Genomic DNA, 26,895 nt, shown 5'->3' on the forward strand with positions numbered 1-26,895 from the left:
AGTTATTATAAAATAAGCTTATTTAAAAAAAATAACTATTTAAATCAGATAGTTAACAAAAGTACACCCAATTTGCGATTCATCCTCGACTTACAGAAGCCGAGGTATTCTCGCATTTTTAAGATAAACCGTATCCTGAATATCTGGATACATTAAGAAAAGGAATAAGAAAAAACTGGCCTGAAATGGATGATGAGGAAATCGAGGACTATCTCAAAAGCTGCATCAGAGGATAGCTATCCTCCTACTTATTTTTTTCAATCAACTCTTTAAGCTCACGGATTTCAGCTTTAAGCTCATCATTTTCCCTGTGAAGCTTATCCATATCCTCTTTAACCTGTTCAAGTGACTCGTTTATACCTTCATCGTCAATCAGCTTGTCGGTGAGATAGGATGAAATGGCCGCAGTAATGGTTGAAAATACAAATACCCCTACGATGATTAAAGTCAGTGATATGACCTTCTCGCCGAGGGTTACTGGAATGATGTCTCCATACCCTACGGTCGTAAGGGTCACCATTACAAAATAAAAATCATCATATAATCCGTAGGTTGGACCGAACAGCCACAAGAGGAATGTGAATAGCGCAATAGTAAAAAGAATCGCAACTATAATCTTGTCAAGTCTACTTTTCTCAAGAAAATCAGTTATTCCCAGATGGAACCTGCTGAAAAGAACGATTATACGCAAAAACTTCAAAAGCCTGAGATATCTCAAAAGTCCAACGCCAGGTATGACCGCCGGAAGAATCACGTCAAATGGTATCGATGCAATCAGTGACAGCCAATTGCCCCTGTCCTTTAAAAACAAGGATTTCGGACTGGAAAGATAAAAGTTATATGACCATTCGATAAGAAGGATTATACAGACTACAAAGTCAAAAATCATTATCCTCAATGCTAAATCCTCTGCAGGGGAAAATATCATTGCATATGTGATTAGAATGATGTCTATGATAATCAGACCATGCATTCCAAACCATAAGACCATGCGCTTATTAAGTGGCATTCCGAACAAATTCATTTAAAACACTAACTATTATATTAAATTATCAAACTAATAATACTTTTCATGAGTTCAGATATCCTCAAAGAATCTCTGCCTTGTGCAGTTGCAAAGCCTTGTGAATTCATCCAGATCCTCCAGGAAAAGAAATTCACTCTGCGGTGCGACAATTGTGTCATATCCCTCATCCAGTTCAATGGAGCTTTCCTTAAGAAGCCCTAAAGATGAACTGACCACTCTGTCCATTTGAACATGTTCAAAATCATGGAACAGGAACGTAATGTTTAAATCGGTGAACGGATTGATTGAAACGGATGAATATTCACATGAATTGCAATCATATTTTTCACACCATTCCCATTCATGGGGATGGACAACCATCATCAAAAAAATATCAAAATTTGAATTAAAATTTCATCCTTTTAAATCAATTCAACAATCAATTAAAATTACTGTTAAGTGGTTTTACCTTAATATTATCAAAGACATGATTGATTAAATTAGATTGAAATACGGAAACGGATTAAATGAATTATGAAATCCATATGAAAAAATAAAAAAAAGAAGATAAATACAAAATAGTATTTATCTCAATACTTTCGCAGTTCTTTTTACAGTGTGTTACATGGTATTTGACCTTTTTGAGTCATTTAAATCTTTTCAGCATCTATTTGAAGAATTGCAACATTACGAGCATCAGTCAAGGCAAAATACAATTCATCTGCCCTGAAATGCCTTTCGGCTAAAAAATCACAGATTTCCAAAGACTCTCTAAAGTATCCCAAATCATTCAAAATAAGAATCTGTCTTAGCATTTGCCTTTTGGAAATGTCCAATAATCCCTTAAATTTAGCATTAACATCCAGATTCAGTTCATATTCACAGCAGCCCATACCGAAAACGGCATAGTCATTTGCACCAACCTTAGAAGATTCCTTAAAGCACGAATATGCATTTTCAAAATCTTTTAGCCTTAAAAGTGCAGTTGCCTTTTTATTCAGGAGTTTGGAGAGAATCTTATCCTTGAATTTTGACGGATTCATCAGCGCCCTGTCATAGCTTGCAACAGCCTTTTCATATTCTCCCTTTGAAAAAGATTCATCGCCGACATAGATATTTAACTTAAGCTTTGGGAAGTTGTCCCTTTCATTATTGGCCTCTTTTAAAAGGACCTTGTTATATTCAATGTCTTTAAGTGAACCGTCACATTTTATTGCTCGTTTATAGTATCTCAATGACTTTACAAAATGTCTTTGAGCCCTCAAACAAAATGACTTATTCAACAGGCAAAGGCCATATTCGGGATCATAAAACAATACCTCATCGAACTTTTGAATGGCCTTGGAGTATTTTTCAGCTTTAAAAAGAGCAATTCCCTCATCAAGGGCATTCCTTATTTTAATTTCACAGGTGAGATGCTTGAGCATGAACTCCTTATTCAAGTTATCAGTTTCAATTCTTTCAATAAACGGGTCATCCTTACCCATCCAGTTGGTGGATAAATCTCCAATAGAAAATCTTACCTTATCATTCCTGACTTCATATTCTAATTCGCAAGGGACATTGAACTTCATCAGAATTATTTTTAAAAAAAGTGTAATAAATATATTATCTTTCAATCTGACAAATCAGTCCATTGAAGTCACAGTGCCCGCAGTTTATGTGATGTTTTGAGTAGTCATCATCTGATATGCTTTCAACGACACTTGCCAGATACTCCAAAACAAACTCATCCCTTACAAATTCAGTTTCATAGAGTTTACCCTCATCGAGAACATAAAGCATTAGGTTTTCAACATCAACATCCTCCCTTTCCTTAAGGGCCAATGCATAATAGCTTAAAAGCTTCATGTAAAATGAGTGATAGTTTTTCATCTCGTCACGTGTACGGACAAAATGAACCAGGCTCACCGCATCGCCGTCGTTGACTATCAAATCAACCACACCGTTTATGTCATAGCCGTTGACCTCAAGGCTGACTGGATGGGATGTTTTTACAACATCAAAGTTGCGTCCGTACTCCTTCCAGTAATCCGTGAAGTTGTTGAAAAGTTCCTTCAGGTTCTTTTCACCGGATGCGAAGGAATATGACTTGATTACCTCAGACACAAGGTTTTCTATGCTTTGGCTGTCCCAATCTGTCATGAACTTGTCATTGTGCAGGCGATTTACGACAATCCTCAGCTTGGAATCGATGAACTTGTTTATGTTTTTAGGGTTTTTGAACTTGAGATTGCTTTCAAGATTATACCTTAACGGACAGAAGAGATAATCCTCAAGAATGCTTTCAAACTCGATTTGATTGAACATGTTGGTGTCACGAATCATGTGGGAGGTCACCTTTTTCATGTCAAACACATCACTCGGCTCAATTTTAACCAGATCCTTTTCAAATTCCCTGAGCACAACGGGAGTCTTGCTTCCGGTTCTTGGAAGAACTGTGGATAGAATCAAAAGCTCCTCGGCACGGGTGTTTGCAACGTAAACCACCCTTTCCTCCTCACGGTCGAATTCAAACGGCTCCCTGTCCTCGGACATCTTATACTTTAAAAACCTGTTGGGTGTCGGATAGACAGGATAATTGTTAAAGACATGTGCCTTTCTCTGGGCTGAGAACTTGAGAGGGAAACTTCTGTCCTTGATTGAAGCGGTAATCACAACCGGATATTCCAGACCCTTGGCCTTGTGCACGGTCATTATATGGACCTTCTGGGAGTTGTCCTCCTCCTCGTTGATTGGACAGGAGTAATACTTGAGTGAACGGTAGAGATAATTAAATAAGCCCACCAGATCATATTTTCCCATGATGTTTTCATAGTCGGAGATTATCTCTGAAATCAGCGAGAGGTTCAGCGCAGCCTTTTTTGCCTCAAAGTCGCTTCTTGAAAATAGCTCATCAAGAAAACCTGTAATCTTTAAAAGCTCATAGTAAACCTGTAGCGAAGTCATCCTCACTTCCCTTAAGGATGATTTCAGATCATTCAATGCAGTGAAAAAGTCCAGGTCATGCTCGTCGGTTATTCCGATGTGTTTGAGTTCATCTCTTGAGTATGTGCTTAGGTCAACCACCCCGACACGCCTGAAAATCTCCTCCAGCGTATCGTCTGCATAGTCCCGGACAACATCCATTATTGAGGTTGATTTTGCAGATGAATCAAGGGGCTTGAAGTTGTTTTTGATGTTGACTACATTATAGTGGTATTCCCTTTCTATCCTGTCCAGTATGTCCTGGGTCTTCTGGGATAGCTTGAATACCTTAGAGGACTCATAATACGTATCACTGAATGATGAGAGATTAATCCACTGTCCCCCGTCACCGTAATATGCTATTCTTGTAGGGTCAAACGGAAGCATGTACCATAGAAGCGCAAGAACCGCCTTGACCTCATCCTGATAAATCAGATCATCAATACCCTTAAGGTAATATGGAATCTTTTCCTTTTCAAACTCTTCAAGAATGTCTTTTTTGTCCTTATGGCTTCTGAAGAGTATGCACACATCACTGTATTTTGTTATCTTTCCGGAATCCATGAGATTCTTGATAATGAATGCGATTCCACGGTATTCATCATCATCACGCTTGTTTTCAAGCATGTAAACGGGCATTTTGGAATCGTTTGTTGTTGTCAGGTCCTTAGGATTAGCACGCTTATCCCTTATGAAACTCTCATTGAAGCTGACAATGTCTGAAGTGGAGCGGTAATTGTTAACGAGAACCTTGTTTTCAAACTCGTCGCTTCTTGAATAGTCATTGAAGAACTTCGGATTTGCTGCCCTGAAGGAGTATATGCTCTGGTCCGCATCGCCGACAACGGTGAATGTATCCGATTTAGCCCTCAGGTGTTCAAATATCTGCATCTGAATGGCATCGGTGTCCTGAAACTCATCAATCAGGATGTTTGTGTACTGGACCCTTCTTAGATTGTCCTCATCGGATAGAATCTCCAAGGCCTTTACAAGCAGATAGTTCTGGTCACAGACATGCTCATCCTCCATAAGATTTATCCAGTCACGATAGGATTTTGCAATCTGAAGATATCTTGCCTTGTAAACATCACACCTGAAGTGCAGTGCCTTGATTTCCTTTTTAGAAGGGTACTGGATTTCATTGTGGGTTTTGTAGTATTCCTCAATATAGTCCAGATATTCCTGTGAAGGTTGATACTTTGACTCAATATATTCGATTAAGGCATCTGAGTCCACTTCAAAGAGTGCATATTCCTCATACTTCTTAAGGACCTGGCCGGATTCATAGTTTCTTAAAAATGCAGGTCCTGTAAAGCCCAGATCCTTTCTGTGCTTGTTGAAAAAGAGATTCCTTTCAGACTCCCTTTTAAGAAGATTGTATGGAATGTCACAGAAATCGGCAAGAATTGACCTGCAGAAACTGTGGATAGTACTTATCCTCATCTGATTGATGACATTAAGCTCAAGCTTGGTGTCCTTTTTAAAACGTTCACGAAGCTCCTCAGCGGCCTTGTTTGTAAATGTAATCACCAGTATCGATTCAGGTTCGGCACCGTTTTCTATAAGATACAATACCCGTTCGATGATTACACGGGTTTTACCTGCACCTGGACCCGCATTGATTACCAAAGGCTTTCCTATGTATTCAACAGCGCTCTTTTGATAATCGTCAAGTTTCACTTCAGGAGGAATTTCACGGATGATGCATCTGTCGGCCTTTCTTACCGCCTCAAAGTTCAATGGTCTTGATATGGGATTTCCTTCACTGTCAAAGAGATTCAATGTTAAGATATAATCGTGAATGAACCTGTTGAGGTTCTCCTCTACGACATCCAAAACCCTCTGCTTGTTTTCAGAGTCAAGATCATCAATCAAAACCAGCTCATCACCATCCAAGCCAAACAGTGACGGCATGACTGAGTTCACCTGGAGATTGTCAGCAAGAAGGTATATGTCCTCATTTGTTATTTTGGGATTGTGGCCCAGAAATGTGAAATCGAACTCGTAGTCCACCTGCAGAAACTCCTCGATTGCTACAAAATAATCCTGATAGATATAGTCAAAAAGTATTTTATGTACACTTTCAATATCCATTAAAGATACTTCAAGAGAGACATCATTAAAAACATCGATAGTGAAAACAAGTTCCTTTTGCACTTGCCTGCAAAACAAATCAAGGATTGCCTTGGCTGTAGCCATGGCCAGATTGTATTTTTTAAGTACAATCAGCTTTTCCATAAGACTGCACAAGCCATATAAATCCTTAAATTTAGTCTTCAAAAAAGTAAAAACACTACTGTCTCTCATTATAATCATTAAAACGTTTGGTTATAAAAACACTGTCGATTCTTTCCGGCTGAACTAGACCGGCAGAAATATCATTCTTTATTGATGAAACGATCGCTTCACCATCACTTTTGGACAATCCCTTAATTTCTATCAGTTTGGAAAAGGAATCCCCACTGTCCTCAACAAACTTGTTCAGGTTACGACGGCATTGGGCCTTTTTATCCTCACTTTTTAACATGCATTGACGTCTGAACTCATTTTGAATGCCATTCTTGAACTCCCTGGCCTCAATAATCTCACCATGAATATTGAAGACCACCTCAACAATATCCCTGTCACGTAAAATAGGATATTTGTTTTTAATGTTTTTTATGATTAGCGTATCGTAGTCCCTTCCGACGATGTTGTTCAGCTCATTGATGTATGAAATCTGCTTGACGGCATTGGAAAAGTAATACTCCAGGTAACGCTTGATTTCAAAATCTGTGATGTTTTCTGAGTAAATCTTGGATTCGACCCTGTCATAAATCAGATGGATTTCTTCAGACGATAGACTGTATTTTTTAAGATATTTCACGTAAAAGTCATTGTCCTCCTTTAACAGATCAGACAGGAATGCAATTTTATCCTCCTTTTCCAGCTCAACAACCTTGGATTTGAAGTAATCCTCCAAAGTCAGAACCATATTCTCTGTAATGACTCTATTTGAATTGATATCCTCCTTGAGCTGGTCAATAATATCTTCACATTCATTTAAGGACAGGTCATAGGAATAAAGCAAATAATTAAAAAAAGGAGTGTTGTAGTCTCCAATAAGTTCATCCAGCCTATCTATCATAACATCATTAATCATATTTGTTAATATTTTGTTTAAAATTAAATAAATAATTATCTTTTAATATATTATTACCGTTTAACCGAGGAAAAAATAAACAAAGGAGATTTAAAGGTGAAACAAATGATTATGCATTAAAAAACCCCGGTTAAACGGCTGTCAGCATGATTACTTAAACATCTTGTCCAGATTCGAATACTCCGGATTTCTTTCAAGTGTGGACAAGTTAATTATAGCATAATTTTCGTTTTTAGATTCGGTAAGTGAAACTTCAGTATCCAACAGGTTCGCCTCAAGCTCCATCCATGGAAACTTATTCAAACGAACAAGTTCCCTCAACTCTTCAATAGTATCGCCGCTCAGTACCACCTGCCTTCCATGAACGGCAAACAGATAAATGAAACCGTTATCCCTTTTGAAAACATTCAGAAAGTTTGTTTTTAGATTCACATTGCATTCCTCATCGATTCTGGAACCGCACCTGTTGCAGTATGTGAAATTCTCATTCAATTTTTTAAAGCAATTCGGACAGATATTCATAGTTAACCTCCATTAATCACAAAGTCAAGTTCAAAAAAAGATAAATTCAAAGAATTTATCTTCTCATCAGTTCATCGGCAAGGATATCGTCAAAAACATACCATATCCTGTTTTCAGACAAGACCAATTCCTCAAGCTCAACAATCGAATCGGCCTCGATTACATAGCCAAACTCTTCATAGCAGTACCTGTTTTCAACAACATGGACCCTGAAAAGTCCGGTGCCGTTTTCAAGATAATTAACCTTCAACTCCAATTTCAGAAGCTCTTCAAAAAACTGAAAAACCTCCTTCAGCTCATGATTTGCGATCTTGGACAAGTCCAAAACCCCATAATCTATTTCACACAATGTGTCAACATTCAAAAATTCAACTACCTCTTGTGAATATCTAAACCAATCAAACCTCATGAAACCTCTCTAAATCAATACCATCCACAACATGCACAAATCAATCAGAAACATTAGATATGAGCTTCTATTGTTATCCCTCCTAATCAACAATATGTAAAGCAAGACTGCAGCCAAAACCAATATCAGAATCAACTGCACAACAGATACAGGACCGTCAATCATACAACATCGCCTCCATTATCTCAATTACTCTTTTGTTTAAAGGATTTTCAAGTGAAATGAAATCCTCATTTGCCCTGTCAGACCCAAACTCGGCAAAATAAGGAGTATGTCCACAGCCTCCTTCAATGGTGGCGCCGAAAGTTACCTCCATACCTTTAACCTTCGCGCCAAAGTCAGCAAATTCAAAGACAAGTACATTATCCATGTCTTTTGTCCTAAACTCTTCCTTGGATTCGCCATATTCAAGTTCAAATACAGCTTCACCATCTATTTCACTAGCCGTCGCATATACCAGACGAATGTATATTCCATCATTTTCAGCCTTGCGGGCTAAAAATTCATAGAATTCATCGTTCATTTCATCGAATGTGTATTTCTCATCAGCCTTGCCAGCATATGTTGGCATATAATCAGCAGATGTCAATTCATCTACATAGAAATGAAACTCATCACTTCCACATACAGAGCGTTCAACAGTCTTTTTAATATCTAACCTAATATTTCTTTTAATTTCCATTATTTTTCCTCTAAATGATGATAGTTTAAATGTCTATATGGTACACGTTATGGTAAAAATTGCTCAAATAGAAAAGGGGATTGCCTGTTGCTGCCCAACTCCAAATAATGACCATAACGGCGTGGATTACTATTACTAACAGTACCATGAACATTAGAACACTAAAAAACTCCAAATAGTATTCAATCAGTTCCATAGGGTAGCCTCCATAATGCTAACCTGTCGTACAAACGCCTTTTTGATTGGTGGCTGTTTAAAAGAACACTACGCTCCAAGCAGTAGTTAATTTCACATGTGGTGTCATTTTTTATCACATCCCTTGTTAAAAAAAGTTCGTATAGAGTCAGTTACAATGATGGTTTTATCATAATTTTATGTGCAAAGTAATATTACTGTGAGGTTATATATAAAGGTTTTGGAAAATCAGCATTCTGACTGCAATATTGTCATGGATGTGGAAAAATTTTGTGGTTAAAAAAAATTACAGGTTGAATGGTGGTGATTTTTTAAGGGCGTCAACTTGTTGAAGACCAATTTGAGATTCTTTTTGAACAAAAGTTAATCTATTTTGGAAAAATTCGGAATCAGTATTTTCCCAGTCATAATCTGAAAGATTTCTAAGTTGTCTTAACTTATCCAATGTTTTACCAAGAGAGTGCTCAGTAGGGTCATCTGAATATTTTAATCTGTCACAAATTCTCCTGTGAACATCACTACCCCATGCAAAACTTGTTTCTCCAAGAATTAAAATCAAATAAAGTCTGAGACTGCCAAATAACGAATAATAATATCTGCTTATAGCAGACCTATTGAATTCTTCACCATCCATTAGTGCCAAATGGTCTGCAACGATACTGACTTTTGCAAAATCAAACATTTAGAATCCCCGGCATAATTAATATTTCTCGAAGAGCGTTGAGCTTTCTTTCCAAATTCCAAATCTTCAACTCAAAAGCTCTTATTTCATCACCAATACCGTTGTTAAACCGTTCTTTACTGACGCTAATCCTCAAAATAATGAATCTATCATCCATTTCAGGTTCAAAATTCATTTGAAGGGAAAATTCTGCACCTCGAAAAGTGTCTTCAAGACAAGGTTTAATCTTATCCAAAAGAACAAAGATATTCTCATTCTTTTTGATTTGTTTCCTAATCTCATTAGGAGAATTGATATCGTAATACTCTCCAAGTTTGTCAAACTTTTCATCAAAATTTTTCTCTTCGTTCATAATATCAACCTGTTGAGATAGAATTTCCCAACATGACTTATTATGAACTCCATAATATATAAAACTTTCTTAAAATTACCAAAATAAGATTTCAAGTCCAAAACAAAATTGTTTTCAACTTATAAAAAAATAATATGGGAGAATCTATAATTCTCCGTTTTTACGTCTTTCTTCTAAAAGTTCAAGACCTAAATCGCCTAATTTGTATTTTTGGATTTTTCCACTGGTTGTAAGTGGGAACTCATCAACAAAGAATACGTATTTAGGCACCTTATATCTTGCAATGGATCCTATACAGAAGTCACGGATGTCAGCTTCGGTTACATCATCAAATCCTTCCTCCTTGATGATGAATGCCCCTACGATTTCACCGTATTTCTCGTCAGGAATACCTGCAACCTGCACATCCTGTACACAATCGTGAGTAAATAGGAATTCCTCAATTTCACGTGGATAGATGTTTTCTCCACCACGGATAATCATATCCTTGATACGGCCCACAATGGAATAGTATCCGTCCTCATCCACTGTTGCAAGGTCTCCTGAATGTAGCCATCCGTCAGGCTCGATTGTCTCAGCGGTCTTTTCAGGCATGTTATAATATCCTTTCATGACGTTGAAACCTCTGCACATTATCTCACCCTTCTCACCAGGACCTAACTCCTCACCGGTTTCAGGATCAACGATTTTAACTTCAATATTTGGGAACTTACGTCCGACAGTGTTGATTTTTTTCTCGAATGAGTCCTTTGCGTTAGTTTGTGTGAAACCAGGTGCCGCTTCAGTAAGTCCGTATACACTGGTGATTCCTTTCATGTTCATTTTCTCAATCGCATCCTTCATGGTCTCGACAGGACAGGTGGAACCCGCCATGATTCCTGTACGAAGGGAGCTCATGTCAAACATGTCAAACATCGGATGGTTCATCATACCGATAAACATTGTCGGCACACCGTAGATTGAGGTACATTTTTCCTTTTGGATTGAGGATATTGCTAAAAGAGGATCGTATTCCTCTAAAACAACCATGGTTGACCCGTGAGTGATTACTGCCATAACACCAAGTACTGTACCGAAACAATGGAATAAAGGTACCTGGAGAAGTAACCTGTCCTCAGGAGTGTAATACATATTTTCTCCAATGTAGTAACCGTCATTTACGATATTACGGCTAGTGAGCATGACCCCTTTAGGGAATCCTTCGGTTCCTGATGTGTACTGCATGTTGATTACGTCATACTGTGTTACGGAGTCCTTGATTTTCTGGTACTCCTCATCATCGTAGTTCATACCTAAAAGCAATAGCTCATTGGTGTTGAACATTCCCCTGTGCTTTTCCTGGCCTACATGGAAAATGAACTTCAGATGTGGGAATTTTTCAGCAACAAGATGGCCTCTTGCACAACTTTTAAGTTCAGGAACAAGTTCATTGATAATATCAAAATAGCTTGTATCCCTGAATCCGTCAGTCATGGCCAGCGCCTTCATGTCTGACTGTTTAAGCACATATTCCAGTTCATGTGACTGGTATGCGGTGTTGACTGTAACTATTGTTGCACCGATTTTTGCTGTTGCAAACATGTATGTTAACCATTCAGGAACATTTTTTGCCCATATACCTACATGGTCACCCTTTTCAATTCCGATAGCCAGCATTCCTTTTGCTAGATTGTCAACTCTTTCATCAAATTCTTTATATGTAAATCTTAAGTTTCTGTCTGGATAAACGATAAATTCATGATCAGGCTGTTTTTCAACCATTGATTCAAAAAATTTACCTAATGATAATTCTGTAAATAATTCGCTCATATTTTCACCTCAATTTCTTAATAAAATAACTAACCAAAATACAAATCATTAATGCAATTCCAATTGCAATGTTTTCAAGTGCAAATCCAAAGAGGCTGTGAAATATCTGTCAATTTTTGGCTTGAAAGTTATTTTATTCATTTCAATCTCCCCTTAGTATGGTGTGTATAATACAGCGAGTATTTTAGCCTTTTTCTCACCGCTTGCGTGAAGATGGTGCGGTACTACAGAGTCGTAAAAGATTGTGTCGCCTTCACCGATTGTAAAGGTGTCCTTTCCATAGATTAATTCTACTTCACCTTCAAGTACGTAAATGAACTCTTCACCTTCGTGTGAGGACAGTTCCTTTTCCCCTTCCTCATAATCGATGTCAATCATGAACGGGTCAATGTTTCTGTCTATCTTACCTGCTCCTAATGAGTGGAACTCAAGGTTTGTTGCGTTTGTAACATCTTCCCTTCCTGAGAAGTACAGTGAGTTTTCGGTTTTGCCTCCACGGGTAACAACAGGACCAAGTTCAGGAGTGTCATCAAGGAATGTTCCTAAACGTACACCTAATGCCCTGGCCATTTTGGTTAATGGTGTGAGTGACGGAATGACTTCTCCGTTTTCCATAGCCTGTAAAACTTCAAGTTTTACTCCACTTCTTTCAGCAAGTTCTTCTATAGACATGTCTTGTCTAGCTCTAATATCTTTAATTTTTTTTGCAAAATCTTCGTTTGTCATATTTTTTTCACTTCTTTGGATTTTTCACTTAAAAAGATTTAAGTATTAATAAATATCTTTAACAATATATTTAAAAGTATCCCAATAATAGCTTAAAATTGAAAATTTTATATTTTTAAATTGAAATAAGTGAGATTATTCAACTGGCAAAATTGATTCAGACTTGCAATTGAACATGATGAATTCCATTAGGAATTAGCTATTTAAAAGTTAGGGCAAATAATTGCTCCAGTTTTGAAAAATTGCAGTGAAAAAAACATAATATATAAAATTAACTATTTTACAATTCCAAATTGTTTTTAACTTGTCAAATTGAGCTCATTTGTAAGAAAAATAATATATACTTTGAGAACTAATGGCATAGTGTAGAGAATCTTCCCCGTTTCTTTACAATAAATTATGTGAAAAACTATCTTAGTAGACGAGAAAATTTGAAATTGGCGAATGAGGTTAGAGGAATCTGGCCTTATTCTACAAATTAATCTCAATATATGCACAAAAATCTTAATTTCACCAAAAAAAGTATTTTATAAAAAATGTAAAACATTAGATAAGGTGAAAATTTGAATAAAAAAACAAAGATTATCCTTATTGTTGTGCTTTTATTGGGTCTAGGTGGTGCAATGCTATTTGAACAATACCAAATGGAACATGCACCATACAGAGTACTTGGAAACAACAGTCTTGGTAGCGTTGAAAAAATCATTTACGGAAATGAAAGTCTCAACAATTCCATCGCTCTGATTACAGGAATCCATCCAAGGGAAAAGCTTTCAATCGATCCCGAGATTAAAGCCGCAAAAGAATATGCTTCAGAACATGATGACGTTAAAATCATACATTATCAGGTCAATGTAACCAAAAATCCCAACAATTATGAAAAGGGAAGGGCAAACGGTGAAAGTCTAGTCCATGACTTTGTAAATCCGGATGTAACCAGATCAGATGCAGACTGCGTAATAATCAGCCATTCACATGTGGACTGGTATGGTGAAGGATTCTACCTTGCCACACCTGAAATGGACAACGCATCAGTGAAGATTGCTAAAAAAATCAACAAGACAAGTGACTTTGGATACTATCCAAGAACAGGTAACGAATCATACAAATCAACATCAGCTGTTTTGGTATCAAAACCAATAGCTCAAGCGGGTTATCCTACATTCGTATATGAAATCCCAGAAAACATAACAAAACAGGACTCAACCGACTGGGCAAAAGATCTATTCGACCTGATGGTAAAATATGCATGCTGATATTTTACCCCCATTTATTTTTCAAAAATCAAAGCCATTATAATGAAAGAAACAGTTTATTAAATTAATTTTTTACTGAGTTCAATCAATTTAATCAGGAGTTATTTTAAAATAAAAGTAGTTTTGTAAGTAACTCAACTATTTCATATAGTACAGATAGATTCGTCGAGAAATTTATGCAAAAAAAGTAAAAAAGAAGAAGATTATTTTTTAAATCTTCTCAATGGAATCAATATCAATGCTAAAAGTAAAACCAATAATGGATTACCAGTAGCCATTTTATCAATATGTGTTTTTAGATTATTCTTTTCAATCGGAACTTCCGGTTTTTTCGGTTTATCCGGAGTTTCATTCTTCTTGTTTGTATCATTCTTTGGAACGGTTTTATTTACGCCTTCAGTCGTGTTTGTTGAATTTGCAACGGTAGTATTATTATAACCCGCTTCAACAGTGTTTGAAAAATTACCTGCGCTTAAAACCTTAAATATAACTCGGAAGCTTGCAGATTCACCAATCTTGAGTGAATCTAAGGTAAATAATGGTTTACCTGCATCATAAGAATATTTCCAGTTGCCATCAACTGAATAATACCTTACATAATCAAGTCCGGAATCATACTTACTTTCACGTACAAATACATTTTCCAAATCAAAATCACCGTTGTTGGTTACGACAATTTCAAATTCAACCTTATCTCCAACTTTCACCACTTTATTTATGGTAATCTTTGATACAGTCAAGCTGCAATCACGAACATGAACAGTGTCATTGTCTGTGTCATTGGTTTCATTGTTTCCAACAAATGCCACATTTGTGAAGTTTCCTCTTTTGGTAGTTTTGAACACGATAAACAAACTCTCATATTCCCCAACAACCAAATCCCTATTCAATGTCCATGACAAATCTGAATTTTTCAACCAGAAACCTGTATAATCAATGAAATGATCATACACCAAACCTTCATAGTCCAATTCTCTGACTGTGACATTAGACAAAGTTTCCTCACCGGTATTGTGAACGACTATTTCAAAGGTAACCTGCTCACCGGCATTGACCGTCTTGTTTAATGCAACCTTATCCATGTGAATTCCCGGTTTTAAAACCTTTGTGGTATTATTACCGGTTTTATTATCAGTCTGATTGGATGTGACAACCACACAATTGGTGAATGTTCCAACACGAGTGGTGTTGAAAATCACGTGGATTCCCAACTCCTCACCAGGTGCGAAATCGTCTTTCAGTCTCCAGGACAACTCATCAGGATTGAACTGCCATATATTGAAATGGTCGACATACGAATTATATATCAAACCTTCATATTCGCTTTCATATATGGTCAGATTATGTATTGTTGCATTTCCGGTGTTTTTAACAATAATCTGGAATTCGACAAGATCTCCCAGAACCACAGTTTTATCAATAGTGATTTTTTGAACTGTGAAATTGGAATTATTGCCTTCTTCCGGAACGGTTTTATTAACAACTGTTGTATTGTTGCCGGTTTTATTGTCAGTCTTGTTTGATGTGGCAACCACATAATTGGTGAAATTACCCACCATTGTGGTATTGAAGTAAACGAAGAGGTATTCGTCGCTTCCAGGTGTTAGAACTGAATTCAATCTCCAGGCATGTTTGCCCCCAACAGGAGAGTAAACCCATAAATCCCCGGTATCGGCATGGTCATAAGTTAAACCGTAATACTCATCCTCAATCACAACAATATCCGCCAAATCAACTTCACCAGTATTTTTAACGATTATCTCAAACTTGGTCTGATTGCCTACAATAACATATGGTGTCAAAACATTCTTTTTGACAACGAAATCAGGTTTCAGGACTTTTGTAGTGTTATTGCCTGTTTTGTTGTCGGTTTCATTGCTTCCAACCACAACAACATTGGTCAGGTTGCCGTACATTGTCGTATTGTAAACCACAATAAATCCTGTTAGCTCCCCAACCGGCAAACTTCCTTTAAATGTCCACCTGTGCTTATTATTTACTATAGAATGACTCCACTCCGGTTGTTCATACCATGTCAGGTAAACAAGCCCTTCCATCGGATGCTCCTCAACAAACAATTCGTTTAAGGCAATTTCTCCAGTATTTCTGATAACTATTTCAAACTCTACTGACTCGCCCTTTTCGACAGTCTTGTTTAAAGCAATCTTTTCCACAGTGAAATTGGAATAGTAAGTAACTATTGTGTCATTGTCGACAGTAATGTTTTTATCACCTACACCTGATGTAGCATTATTCCTCAATGTTCCGTTAACCATCACCTTGAAGGTCAATATGACTGATGCGGATTTTCCCGCTTCCAGAACGGCCAATTTCCAATGGCCTGTTTTGTTGTCATATGTCCAGTTTCCGTTCTCGGACCGTCAGGTCTCATAAACAAGACCTTTGGAGTAGTCCTTATCCTCAACCCACAAGTCATAGATTGGGGATGTGCCCTTATTGGAAACCACAATGCGGTAGTCAACATCGTCACCAACAAAAGCGGTCTTATTTAAAGCCTCCTTTGTCAGGGTTTCATTAATCTCATCCCCATGGGCAAATTTGAATAGGAACAAATTCTGCTGTGAGGACGGAGTTATAATTGACGAATAATTAATATACATCAATGTACCGTTAGCCAAAACCTTACACGCATTTACTGTCGGAACCCTGAATCCTGAATCATACAACTCGATTACATGCCTGACAATCGGGTCTTCAGAGCTTCTGAAATCCCTGTCAGTGAATTCCCATACGTAATTATGGAAACCTGTACGCCTCAAGTCTTCAATATGATCAACGAATTGATAAATCAGAATCTTCAAATAATCTGAGACAGGTTCACCGGTTAATGCATTCTTGAGAAGTTCCATAGAATGGTCATATTCACCTGAGTAGGGTTTGCTGTTGTAGGCTTCACTACAAAATCCGAAGTATCCCTCAGCAGTCTGAAGCATGTGACGGATTTCATGTGATCCAATGACTGTTCCGTTTACCGCCTTTTCCTTTAGATAGAAATCCTCATCATCATAGGTATTGTTTATCAGCCAGGATTCAGTAATCACATATACTGAATTACCGTATGTTGCGTTGTTGTTGGTGAAACTGGAATTTGAAACCCGTGTCTGGAAGATGAATAATCCTCCACCAAATGTTGCCTTGTTTCCTTCAAATGTAAGGTTTTCCAATTTTGAGTGAGCCACACTTGCTCCACCACCATAATTTTGAGCAGTGTTGTTGATTAAAGCAGTGTCTCTAACTACAAATCTTGAAATGGCATCAAATCCTCCACCACCATAAACGGCAGTGTTGTTGATAAACCTGGAATTGGTCATTGTCCCCTGTGAATTATCCATATCAGTACTTTCAAAGTAATCATAACCTAAAAACGCGCCTCCTCCGGTGTATGCATGATTGTTCACGAAGGTTTCATTATATATGGTTCCTCCAACATTGTTGAAGTATAATCCGCCTCCACGTCCTAATGCGGAGTTGGATTCATAATAATTATTATATAATGTATTGTAAAATCCTAAAACTGTTACTGCACCACCGTCAGTCACATAGTTAGTATTGTTAATGAATTTATTATTTTTTAAAGTACCGTATTGACCACCCCAGTAGAGCGCTCCTCCAGTGTTTCCGGTTTGACTGTTATTGTAGAATTCACAATTGTCTACAGTTACATAATTCCCATAGATATATAATGCTCCACCACCACGATGTCCACCTGTTGTTTTTGCAGTGTTGTTTGTAAAAACACTGTTTTTGATTGTGCTTGATCCTCCGTACATGTATACGGCCCCACCTGATTCGTATGTGGCAGTGTTTCCGGTAAATGTACAGTTGTCGATTGTGGAATAAGGTGATATACAATATAATGTTGTTGCACCATAAGCCCTATTGTTAAGGAATTGTGAATTGGTCAGGGAAAAATAATAGCCGCTGGTTAAAATAAGCCCATATTGAGCATTGTTATCCTTAAAAGTACAATTATCAATATTTAAATTGTAGCCGTTAGAATTAACGACACTACCGTCATAGTAAATTGGCGCATGGGTAAATGTGATGTTTCTTAAAACAACATTACTTCCGCTGACACTGAATATCCTGGCAGAATTTGATCCATCAATAGTGTGGCCATTACCATTAATTGTCAATTGTTTATTAATAGGAATTCCGCTACTATAGGAACTGTCGCCTGAACTGTACTTGTAGTCCTTGTCCAAAGTCAGTTCACCGCTGCTGGACTGTATCAGCTGTGCCAATTCTTTGAATGTGCCTGTTTCCCCCTCTGATAAAATTTCCTCATCCTGTGTGGATTTCAAAACAATAGAGTCCTCGGGAATCTGTAAATCATCATCGCTCGTTAAATTCTCATGTGCATTTACTGCAGTAATGCAGATAATGCCTATTAACATGATTGAAAGAATAATCACGAGCCTTTTCTTTATTCCTTTCACCTCCCTTTAAATGAATGAACAACTATTACTTAATTAAAAGATAGTTAAGCATATTTATAATACACCTAATATATAAAGTTTACAATTTTATATAAAAATTTTAAAATTACGAATAAAATAGAATATTATTTCAAAAAAAATTATACAAACTAATAATTTTTAAAAAAAATAGAATATAATTTAAAAAAAATAAAAAAAATAGAAGATTTATCTAACAAATCTTCTAATCGGGATAACAATCAATGATAAAAGCAACATAATTAACGGATTACCTGTAGCTTCCTCATCAATTTGTACCTTTAACCTAACCTCACTAAATTCATACTCTGAAACAGGTGTAGGAAAAGTCATGTTTTTACAAGTCGGTTCACCTTCGGTTATATTTTCAACCTTATCTACCACCTCAGTTGTATTTGTTGAATTTGCAACAGTAGTATTGTTGAAACCCGCTTCAACGGTATTTGAAAAATTGCCTGCGGATAAAGCTTTAAATATTACCCTGAAACTTGCAGACTCACCAATCTTTAGTAAATTTAACCTAAACAATGGTTTGCCTCCATCTAAAGAAAATTTCCAGTCACCATCAACTGAATAATATCTCAAGTATTCAAGTCCAGAATCATACTTACTTTCACGCACAAATACATTTTCCAAATCGAAATCACCGGTATTTGTTACAATAATCTCAAATTCTACTTTTTCACCAACTACAACCTTCTTGGTTATTGTGTTTTTTAAGACGGACAAATCATACTCTAACACTTTAACTGTGTCTTTGTCTGTATGGTTATCTGTGTCGTTTGAACTGACAGCGGCAACATTAGTGAAATTTCCACGTTTGGTTGTATTGAATATAAGGAATAGGCTTTCAACCTGTCCTTTAACAAGTTCGGTTTTCAAAGTCCAGCTTAAATCCCCATTATCTATCCATAAATTCTCATAATCCTGCATGTGGTCAAAAATCAAACCGTCGTAAGAAATTTCGCGAACAGTCACGTTACTTAAAGTTTCATCACCAGTATTTCGAACAACAATCTCGAATAAAACCTGTTGGCCTACAACGACGGTTTTATTGATTGCTATTTTTTCGATGTTTATTCCAGGCTTTAAAACATTGGTAGTGTTGTTTCCAGTCTTATTTTCGGTTTCATTAGATGACACAACAACATGATTGGTGAATCTGCCCAAAGCGGTGGTATTGAAGAATACGTGAATTCCAAGTATTTCACCAGGTAAAAAATCATCCTTCAATGTCCATGACATCTCATCCGGGTTGAATTTCCAGAAATCAAAATGATCAACATAATGATGATATGTCAAACCTTCATATTTTGTTTCATGGATTGTTAGATTATGAATGATCGAATCTCCAGTATTTTTAACAATGATCTGGAATTCCACCAGCTGACCGAGAATCACTTCGGTGTCTATGGTAATCTTTTGAACTGTGAAGTTTGTATTGTTTCCAGTCCCATTTACAGTTGTGTTTACATCAGTAGTATTGTTTCCTGTTGTATTTCCAGTCTTATTAGAACTGGCCACCACAAAGTTTGTGAAATTACCTACACGAGTGGTATTAAATATTACAAAGAAGTATTCCTCTTCATTTGGCTTTAAAACCATGTTCAACTTCCACATGTGTTTTCCGTCAACCATGCTATGGATCCATTTATCGCCTGTAATTGCAGAGTCATATATCAAACCGTCATATTTTTCCTCAATTACGCAGACATCATCCAAATCGACCTCGCCGGTATTTATAACAACGATTTCAAATCTGGTTTGATTGCCCACAATAACACTTGGAGTTAAAGCATTTTTCAGGACGGTCAGTCCAGGTTTCAAGACCTTTGTTGTATTGTTTCCGGTCTTATTGTCTGTCTGATTAGATGAAACCACAACCACATTTGTGAAATTGCCGTAATCTGTAGTATTGAAGACTACAATAAATCCAACGACCTCATCAACAGGCAGAGTGTGCTTCAGTTTCCACACATGTTTTCCATTGACGATTGTTTCATCCCATTCACCTGCCTCTTCGGCATGGTCATAAATCAGCCCTTCATAGGAAAGTTCTGTAACATTCACGTCAGTTAATTCAACATCCCCATTATTTGTCACTACAATTTCAAATCTGGTTTGATTGCCCAATTCAACTTTTGGAGTCAGAGATATTTTTTCAACTGTGAAATTAGGATTGTATACCCTTATTTCATCAGAGGAGTTTGTCACGTTGACATTTCCAACACCTGAAGTTGCATTATTGTATAATGTTCCATTGACAAGAACCTTAAATATCAGGATGATTGAAGCTGATTCGTGAGCATGCAAGATTGGCAGTCTGAACTGACCGGTAAGATTATCATAATACCAGTCACCCTTTTCAGGCCTCCAATCGATATAGACCAGACCATTGGAATAATCCTTATCCTCAACGAAGTTATCGTAAACTGTTTGTGATCCCTTATTGTTTATTACAATCCTGTATTCAATGTTATCCCCGACAATAGCTGTTTTATTCAAAACTTCCTTGTCCAGGGTTTCATTGATTTCACTGCCATGCCAGAATTTGAACAGGAACAGGTTCTGCTGACCTGACGGAGTAATCAATGATGAAAAGTTGAAATACATCAAAGTACCGTTGGCCAATACCTTACATCCGTTTTCGGTTGGAACCCTGAATCCTGAATTGTAAATCTCAATGACCTTTTTTACAATAGGATCTGTTGAATTCCAGTACTCACGATCAGTAAATGCCCATACATACTCATGGAACCTATGATTTCTCAAATCTTCCATATGGTCAACATATTGATAAATCAGGATTTTGAGATACTCACCAACAGAAGCGTGATTGATGGAATTTTTCAGTTTTTCCATAGAGTGGTCATACACACCAGTATACGGACTTGAATTATACCTTTCAGCACAATATGCGAAAAATCCTTCATCGGTCCGCATCAAACTTTCAATATCATGGCTGCTTGCACTTGTACCAATTACTGACCCGTTGTCATCATCATTGAAAATGAATATGTCCACTTCATCTAAAGTATTATTGACCAGATTTGATTGGTTAAGGATGTATATCGAATTTCCAATGCTGGCATGATTGTTTGTGAATGTTGAATTGATAACATCCGAATCATGGATATACAATGCTCCTCCGAATATCGCACTATTGTTTTCTAAAGTGGAATCTGTTATTTTACTGTTAGTCAAATCAACAGCTCCACCATAGTTTCCTGCAGTATTGTTTATAAACTCAGATTTAGATATTGTTGCATGGTCTGTTGCGGTAACTGCCGCTCCACCATAACGTGCGGTATTGTTATAGAATCTGGAATTAATGATGTTATTGTTAGAATTGTAAGTGGTGGTCGAATCATAATAAACCATGTAAACTCCACCACCTGATGGTGCGGAGTTGTTTGTGAATGTGGAATTGTCAATAGTAACCCTGTAGGTATCAACATAGACCGCTCCACCATGATAAACAGCTTCATTGGAGTTAAATGTTGAATCAATGATTTTGACATTATTATAGAATATTCCTATTGCACCTGCAGCACCCTTTGCATAATTGTCTTCAAATGTTGAATTCCTGATGGTAGTATACGAATGGTCAACATAGATTGCACCAGCTGACCTTCCTGCTTTATTAGATTTGAAAGTGGAATCCTCAATATTTGCAGTATAACCGTCATAGAGATAGACTGCTCCTGCAAATGAATTCGATTCACAATTTTCAAATGTTGAATTGATTATATTAGGGTAATTACCAGTGATAAACATGGACCCCCCATAGTTTGCATATTCATCAGTGAAATTTGAATTGGAAATTATGCAATTTGATCCAGAAATATATATTGAACCTCCACTTGCTCTAGCCCTATTTGAACTGAATGATGAATTGTTTACACTACAGTATGCACCGCTGATTCTCACGGCTCCACCATATGAACCTGTGTTTGATTCGAATATGGAATCATTGATATTGCTATTCTCACCGGACAGATAAACCGCACCAGCATTACTTCCCGCATAGTTATTCTTAAAGGTACAGTTATTGATATTGGTGTTGGTAGCAGTACTGAAAATAGCTGCACCACTTCCACCAGCATAATTGTCGGTGAATGTACAATCGTTGAAGGTAATGTTATCAAAATTATTAATGCCAAATGCTCCCCCACTATTTGGGGAGTAGGCATTTATAAAGGTAATGTTGTTGAATACAATATTGGATGAATTTACTAAAAATATCCTGACAGAGTTTGACGCATTGATAGTGTGGCCATTACCATTGATAATCATAGGCTTGTCAATAGAAATTCCACCACTAGACACTGAATCGCCAGAAATATACTTATAATCCTTTTCCAAATTTATAACAGTATCAGTTCCATTAACCAGTTCGGACAATTCATTGAATGATCCTGGAGCAGAAGATAACATTTCTTCATCGATTGGCGAGCGAATATCATCAATCATTTCCCCCTCGGCAGATAAAAATTCATCAAAAGTAGCATTATCATTGGCACAGACTGCCGTTATTGAAATAAAAAGTAGAAATATTGAAAATATAAGCAATGTCGTCTTTTCAAGCATATCATTTTTCACCTCCCTTTACAGTTGTTAACTATATTTTAGACGAAAAAATTTAGTTATTATTATATTATATAATATCATATATAAATTTTATATTTTTATGTAAAACTGTATATTAAGTAAACAAAAAAATTATCCAAAATAAACTACATTTCAAAAAAAGTATATTAATTAAACAAAAAAAATATTCATATGAACAATATTTCTAAAAAAAGTGTATAAATTGACAATTTTCATTTTATGATTGGTTTTTTAAAAAAAAGTAGAAGATTTTAATTGTAAAATCTTCTTATAGGTAAAAATATTAAAACTAAAATCAAAGCAATCAACGGATTACCAGTGGCCTTTCCATCAATTTGTACCTTTGTGATTTTAGGGGTTTTGGACTTTCTTGTGTCAGTCTTATTTTTTTCAATGGTTTCATTGTGTTTTGGCGGAACGGTCCTGTTGACCTTATCATCGGTTTTGTTTGTCAAATTAAAGATTTCTGTCACATTGGTTGAATTGGTAACAGTAGTGTTGTTGTAACCTGCATCTACAGTATTGGACATGTTTCCAACTTGAGTTGCTTTAAATATAACCCTGAAACTAGCTGATTCATTTACGTCAAGTGAATCTAATTTAAACAAGGATTTTCCACTGTCATAAGAATATTTCCAGTCACCTTTAACTGAATAATACCTTACATATTCTAGTCCAGAATCATACTTACTTTCAACAACGAAAACATCTTTCAATAGCAAGTCACCAGTGTTTTTAACAATAATCTCAAATTCAACATTATCTCCAACAAGAACCCTCTTTGTTAAGGTATTTTTAGAAACTGTTAAATTATATGCCATTACCTCGACAGTGTCATTATCAGTGTCGTTGTTTGTCTCGTTTGAATCCACTGATGCGTAATTTGTAAAGTTTCCACGTTTGGTTGCGTTGAATACAACATAAAATACTTCAGTTTCACCGACAGCCAATGGTTTGGATAGTGTCCATGACAGGTCGTCATTCTTTTTCCAGAAGCCTGACTCATCCATGAAGTGATCATAAACCAGTCCCTCAAAGTCAAGTTCCCTGACGATTACTTCATGTAAAACCACCTCACCGGTGTTTTGAACAACAATTTCAAAAGTAACCTGCTCACCGACCTTAACTGTTTTGTTAATAGCAACCTTTTCAATGTCTATTCCAGGCTTCAACACTGTTGTATTATTGTTTGCGGTTTTATTCTCGGTTTTATTGCTTCCGACTACAACCACATTGGTGAAATTGCCGTATGCAGTTGTGTTGAAAATTACAATAAATCTGCTTTCTTTACCTGCAGGCAATTCTCCGTTGTAGTACCATCTGTGTTTTCCTGAGGAGTCTGAATGTGTCCACTCTTCGTTTTCATGCCATCCGTCATAGATTAAGCCATCATATGAAAACTCCTCAACAAAGACATCCTTCAATCCAACTTCACCAGTGTTTTTAACCACAATCTCAAATTCTGTGTGATTGCCAAGCTTGGCTTCAGGTGTGAGTGAGATCTTTTCAACGGTCAGATTTGCAATATAAATCCTGGTCTTGTTTGTATCGTTTGCCATTTCCAAGTTTTTAAAACCGCTTGTCACATTATTGACTGCAGTTCCATTGGATAAGGCCTTGAATACCAGAATAATACTTGCATTTTGGTTTCTTAGTAAAGGAGTGGTTAAAACCCATCTTGATGAAACGTTTCTGTAATCGGAATCGGTGAGATTTTGGAATTCGAATTTGAATACCTTAATTGTATCATTCCTAAATTCCCATGTACCTGTACCATTAATTGCCCTTATGAATCGAATGTTTGATGTGAAATCAACATCTTCGATAAATACATTGGTCAACGGTTCTGTACCGGTATTTCTGACTGTGATTTCATAATAGAATTCATCACCAACAACGATTGTTTTGTTTAAAACATTCTTTTCAACAGTCTGGTTGGTTTCATTTCTGTACTCTATTTTGAACACAAACATGTTCTGTTCCTCAGACGGTGTGACAACTGATGCAAAATTATAAACCATCAATGTACCGTTTTTCAATACCTTTTCAGCATTGGTATTTGGCACTCTGAAACCTGAATTGTATAATTCAATTGTCCTGACGATTCTTTCATCCTGTGAGTTTTCATAATCTCCGTTTGTAAATACCCAAACGAGCTGTTGAATGCCCAATTTTTCAACATCACCAATATGGTCAATGAATACATAGAAAAGTATCTTCAGGTATTCGCTGACATCCTTATGATTTAATGCATTACGAATTATTGTCAGATTATCAATTTGTATTGAAGTTATCGGAGGTGTGTTATGGTATTCAGCACAGAATCCGCAATAGCCATTTGTCAGGTTGATGAAGAATTCCCTTTGAACATCTGCAGCCTGAACAATATTTTTGTGATGCTTGTTTACTGTTTCATTTTCAGCAACCTCAGATTGAATGACACTTTCATCAATTGCAAAGATTGATTGTCCGTCAATTGCATCATTACGGTTGAATCTGGAACCTGCAACTGTGGAATTGACAGTGTAGATTGCCCCACCGAATAATGCGGAATTGTCATTGAATGTTGAATTGACAACTTTCATGTTCCAGACACTTAATGCACCACCATAATTTCCTGCACTGTTGTTTTCGAAAGTACAGTTCTCTATTACGGAATCAGCATCCCGAGTTGATGAAGTAATTGCTCCACCTCCATAGAGGGCATGATTATCCTTAAATTGAGTATTTAAAATATCGATGTTTTCTCCTCTAAGCATTAAAGCTCCGCCGTCATAAGCTGAATTATTTTCATAATAGGAATTGTTCACACATGTATTAGCTCCCAATACAAATGTTCCGGCAGCATATCGTGCTGTATTATTGATAAATGAACACTTATTAACCAATACGTTTTCACACTGAATTGAATAAAATCCCGCTCCACTAAAAGAAGCGTTATTATTTTTGAAGACAGTGTTTTCAACAATTGTTCCATTAGCCTGATTGTAAACTGCGGCCGCAAACCCTCCATTCATGGAATTTTGAACCAACTCATCAACATAACCACCAGGAGCCTTATTTCCAATGAATGTGGAGTTAACAATTTTGTTGGAAGAAGCCCCATTACCGAAATATAAAGCACCGCAAATTGAAGCTGAATTATTGATGAATGTTACGTTATTAAGTAAATTATTTGAACCTACAATCGCTGCAGCTCCTATCATTTTTGCAGTATTATCCGTAAATGTAACATTTTCAATCAAACCGCCATATACATACCATTGAAGAGCACTAGCCGGATAACCTGTATTTGAGGATAAATTACAATTGGTTAATGTACCGTTGCTACCATGCCATCTAAGTGCCACATCATTTGAATTTATAAATGTGACATTGTTAATTTTCACATTATTGTTGATAACCATGAACATTAATTGTCTATTTCCAAAATCAATGGTATGACCATTTCCCTCAATGACAAATGACTCCCGATTATGAAGTAAAACAGCCTGATAGTCATATGCTCCAGCCTTGTAATCATTTTGCAAACTAATGTAGTTAGTTCCTGAATTCTCAATTAGATTTTGCAGTGAAGTGAGAGATAACGTTGCAGACAATACATCATCATCCGTTGAAGAGATAACTTCAGAATCGTCATCATTAGCTGCTAATACCTCACTATCACCTGAAGCAATAACTTCCAGGCTATTATCAACGCCTGTTGAGATGTCATCTTTTAAATCCATCTCGATTTCATTGTCAATGGCCGAAATATCCCCGGTCCGGTTAATTTCATGTGCACTAACGGCTGAAACTGTTAACATTGAAAATAATAAGAACAATAATAATATCATTGCTTTTCTCGTCATTTTTCATTTTCACCTCCCTTTAAATTGATAACTATATTTCGAGAAAAAAAAGTATAGCTACTATTATATTTCATTTTACAGTATATATATTTACAGTTTTAATAAAAATTGGCTCTTTCAAAAACTTGTGTGATTTTTTTCTTTTTCATTTTTTATGTTCCAATGATTTAGTTTTAGCATGAATCTTGTTAAAAGTCCTTGTTCTAT

At 36.5% G+C, this 26,895-nt stretch carries 18 protein-coding genes; 1 reads left to right on the plus strand and 17 read right to left on the minus strand.

All coding sequences use genetic code 11. The annotated features are described in order from the left end of the window. Positions 1–244: 244 nt before the first annotated feature. The 13 genes from QZV03_RS09360 to QZV03_RS09420 all read right to left on the minus strand — a co-directional run bounded on the left by QZV03_RS09360 (position 245) and on the right by QZV03_RS09420 (position 12,492). Positions 245–1,024, minus strand: a complete 780-nt coding sequence (locus QZV03_RS09360) for an ion transporter (RefSeq protein WP_296876151.1) — start codon at positions 1,022–1,024, stop codon at positions 245–247. A gap of 54 nt (positions 1,025–1,078) precedes the next feature. Next, positions 1,079–1,390: a hypothetical protein gene (locus tag QZV03_RS09365; RefSeq protein ID WP_296876153.1), complete on the minus strand. Its 312-nt coding sequence runs from the start codon at positions 1,388–1,390 to the stop codon at positions 1,079–1,081. 266 nt (positions 1,391–1,656) lie between these two features. Next, entirely contained in the window at positions 1,657–2,580 is a 924-nt protein-coding gene (locus tag QZV03_RS09370; RefSeq protein WP_296876155.1) for a tetratricopeptide repeat protein, read from the minus strand. A gap of 34 nt (positions 2,581–2,614) precedes the next feature. After that, on the minus strand, positions 2,615–6,253 hold the full coding sequence (locus QZV03_RS09375) for an ATP-dependent DNA helicase (RefSeq protein ID WP_296876157.1): 3,639 nt from the start codon (positions 6,251–6,253) through the stop codon (positions 2,615–2,617). A 13-nt stretch (positions 6,254–6,266) separates the two neighbouring features. Continuing rightward, complete coding sequence (locus QZV03_RS09380) at positions 6,267–7,115, minus strand: hypothetical protein (protein WP_296876159.1); 849 nt, start codon at positions 7,113–7,115, stop codon at positions 6,267–6,269. A gap of 150 nt (positions 7,116–7,265) precedes the next feature. Then, a complete protein-coding gene (locus tag QZV03_RS09385; RefSeq protein WP_296876161.1) occupies positions 7,266–7,637 on the minus strand; it encodes a hypothetical protein in 372 nt (123 codons plus the stop codon). 55 nt (positions 7,638–7,692) lie between these two features. Further along, positions 7,693–8,046, minus strand: a complete 354-nt coding sequence (locus tag QZV03_RS09390) for a hypothetical protein (protein ID WP_296876164.1) — start codon at positions 8,044–8,046, stop codon at positions 7,693–7,695. 9 nt (positions 8,047–8,055) lie between these two features. Continuing rightward, positions 8,056–8,211: a hypothetical protein gene (locus QZV03_RS09395; RefSeq protein WP_296876166.1), complete on the minus strand. Its 156-nt coding sequence runs from the start codon at positions 8,209–8,211 to the stop codon at positions 8,056–8,058. Then, positions 8,204–8,728 carry a hypothetical protein gene (locus QZV03_RS09400; protein WP_296876167.1) on the minus strand — a complete coding sequence of 175 codons (525 nt, stop codon included), beginning with the start codon at positions 8,726–8,728 and terminating at the stop codon, positions 8,204–8,206. Before QZV03_RS09400 ends, QZV03_RS09395 begins: the two co-directional genes overlap by 8 nt. A gap of 481 nt (positions 8,729–9,209) precedes the next feature. Further along, on the minus strand, positions 9,210–9,605 hold the full coding sequence (locus tag QZV03_RS09405) for a hypothetical protein (RefSeq protein WP_296876169.1): 396 nt from the start codon (positions 9,603–9,605) through the stop codon (positions 9,210–9,212). Then, positions 9,598–9,957 carry a hypothetical protein gene (locus tag QZV03_RS09410; RefSeq protein ID WP_296876171.1) on the minus strand — a complete coding sequence of 120 codons (360 nt, stop codon included), beginning with the start codon at positions 9,955–9,957 and terminating at the stop codon, positions 9,598–9,600. The genes QZV03_RS09405 and QZV03_RS09410 overlap by 8 nt, the downstream gene beginning before the upstream one ends. A 144-nt stretch (positions 9,958–10,101) precedes the next feature. Beyond that, positions 10,102–11,766, minus strand: coding sequence for an AMP-binding protein (locus tag QZV03_RS09415; protein ID WP_296876173.1), 1,665 nt, complete (start codon positions 11,764–11,766; stop codon positions 10,102–10,104). A 153-nt stretch (positions 11,767–11,919) separates the two neighbouring features. Beyond that, positions 11,920–12,492: a helix-turn-helix domain-containing protein gene (locus tag QZV03_RS09420; RefSeq protein WP_296876175.1), complete on the minus strand. Its 573-nt coding sequence runs from the start codon at positions 12,490–12,492 to the stop codon at positions 11,920–11,922. Between the two features lie 563 nt (positions 12,493–13,055). Here QZV03_RS09420 and QZV03_RS09425 point away from each other — a divergent pair. Next, entirely contained in the window at positions 13,056–13,748 is a 693-nt protein-coding gene (locus tag QZV03_RS09425; protein ID WP_296876176.1) for a hypothetical protein, read from the plus strand. 203 nt (positions 13,749–13,951) lie between these two features. Here QZV03_RS09425 and QZV03_RS09430 read toward each other — a convergent pair whose 3' ends face one another. The 4 genes from QZV03_RS09430 to QZV03_RS09445 form a co-directional block, all read right to left on the minus strand. Beyond that, a complete protein-coding gene (locus QZV03_RS09430; protein ID WP_296876179.1) occupies positions 13,952–16,078 on the minus strand; it encodes a hypothetical protein in 2,127 nt (708 codons plus the stop codon). 51 nt (positions 16,079–16,129) lie between these two features. Further along, a complete protein-coding gene (locus QZV03_RS09435) occupies positions 16,130–18,166 on the minus strand; it encodes a right-handed parallel beta-helix repeat-containing protein (protein WP_296876181.1) in 2,037 nt (678 codons plus the stop codon). A gap of 249 nt (positions 18,167–18,415) precedes the next feature. Then, positions 18,416–22,816, minus strand: coding sequence for a right-handed parallel beta-helix repeat-containing protein (locus QZV03_RS09440; protein WP_296876182.1), 4,401 nt, complete (start codon positions 22,814–22,816; stop codon positions 18,416–18,418). A gap of 272 nt (positions 22,817–23,088) precedes the next feature. Beyond that, a complete protein-coding gene (locus QZV03_RS09445) occupies positions 23,089–26,688 on the minus strand; it encodes a right-handed parallel beta-helix repeat-containing protein (protein WP_296876184.1) in 3,600 nt (1,199 codons plus the stop codon). Positions 26,689–26,895 lie beyond the last annotated feature (207 nt).

The sequence above is a fragment of the uncultured Methanobrevibacter sp. genome, from assembly GCF_902788255.1.
Classification (GTDB): domain Archaea; phylum Methanobacteriota; class Methanobacteria; order Methanobacteriales; family Methanobacteriaceae; genus Methanocatella.

Bases quoted from the DNA above. Each gene is read 5' to 3' on its own strand.
- QZV03_RS09415 (WP_296876173.1), bottom strand. From the start codon at position 11,766: ATGAGCGAATTATTTACAGAATTATCATTAGGTAAATTTTTTGAATCA.
- QZV03_RS09435 (WP_296876181.1), bottom strand. From the start codon at position 18,166: ATGTTAATAGGCATTATCTGCATTACTGCAGTAAATGCACATGAGAAT.
- QZV03_RS09400 (WP_296876167.1), bottom strand. From the start codon at position 8,728: ATGGAAATTAAAAGAAATATTAGGTTAGATATTAAAAAGACTGTTGAA.
- QZV03_RS09410 (WP_296876171.1), bottom strand. From the start codon at position 9,957: ATGAACGAAGAGAAAAATTTTGATGAAAAGTTTGACAAACTTGGAGAG.
- QZV03_RS09405 (WP_296876169.1), bottom strand. From the start codon at position 9,605: ATGTTTGATTTTGCAAAAGTCAGTATCGTTGCAGACCATTTGGCACTA.
- QZV03_RS09360 (WP_296876151.1), bottom strand. From the start codon at position 1,024: ATGAATTTGTTCGGAATGCCACTTAATAAGCGCATGGTCTTATGGTTT.
- QZV03_RS09445 (WP_296876184.1), bottom strand. From the start codon at position 26,688: ATGACGAGAAAAGCAATGATATTATTATTGTTCTTATTATTTTCAATG.
- QZV03_RS09390 (WP_296876164.1), bottom strand. From the start codon at position 8,046: ATGAGGTTTGATTGGTTTAGATATTCACAAGAGGTAGTTGAATTTTTG.
- QZV03_RS09365 (WP_296876153.1), bottom strand. From the start codon at position 1,390: ATGATGGTTGTCCATCCCCATGAATGGGAATGGTGTGAAAAATATGAT.
- QZV03_RS09380 (WP_296876159.1), bottom strand. From the start codon at position 7,115: ATGATTAATGATGTTATGATAGATAGGCTGGATGAACTTATTGGAGAC.
- QZV03_RS09440 (WP_296876182.1), bottom strand. From the start codon at position 22,816: ATGCTTGAAAAGACGACATTGCTTATATTTTCAATATTTCTACTTTTT.
- QZV03_RS09385 (WP_296876161.1), bottom strand. From the start codon at position 7,637: ATGAATATCTGTCCGAATTGCTTTAAAAAATTGAATGAGAATTTCACA.
- QZV03_RS09395 (WP_296876166.1), bottom strand. From the start codon at position 8,211: ATGATTGACGGTCCTGTATCTGTTGTGCAGTTGATTCTGATATTGGTT.
- QZV03_RS09420 (WP_296876175.1), bottom strand. From the start codon at position 12,492: ATGACAAACGAAGATTTTGCAAAAAAAATTAAAGATATTAGAGCTAGA.
- QZV03_RS09370 (WP_296876155.1), bottom strand. From the start codon at position 2,580: ATGAAGTTCAATGTCCCTTGCGAATTAGAATATGAAGTCAGGAATGAT.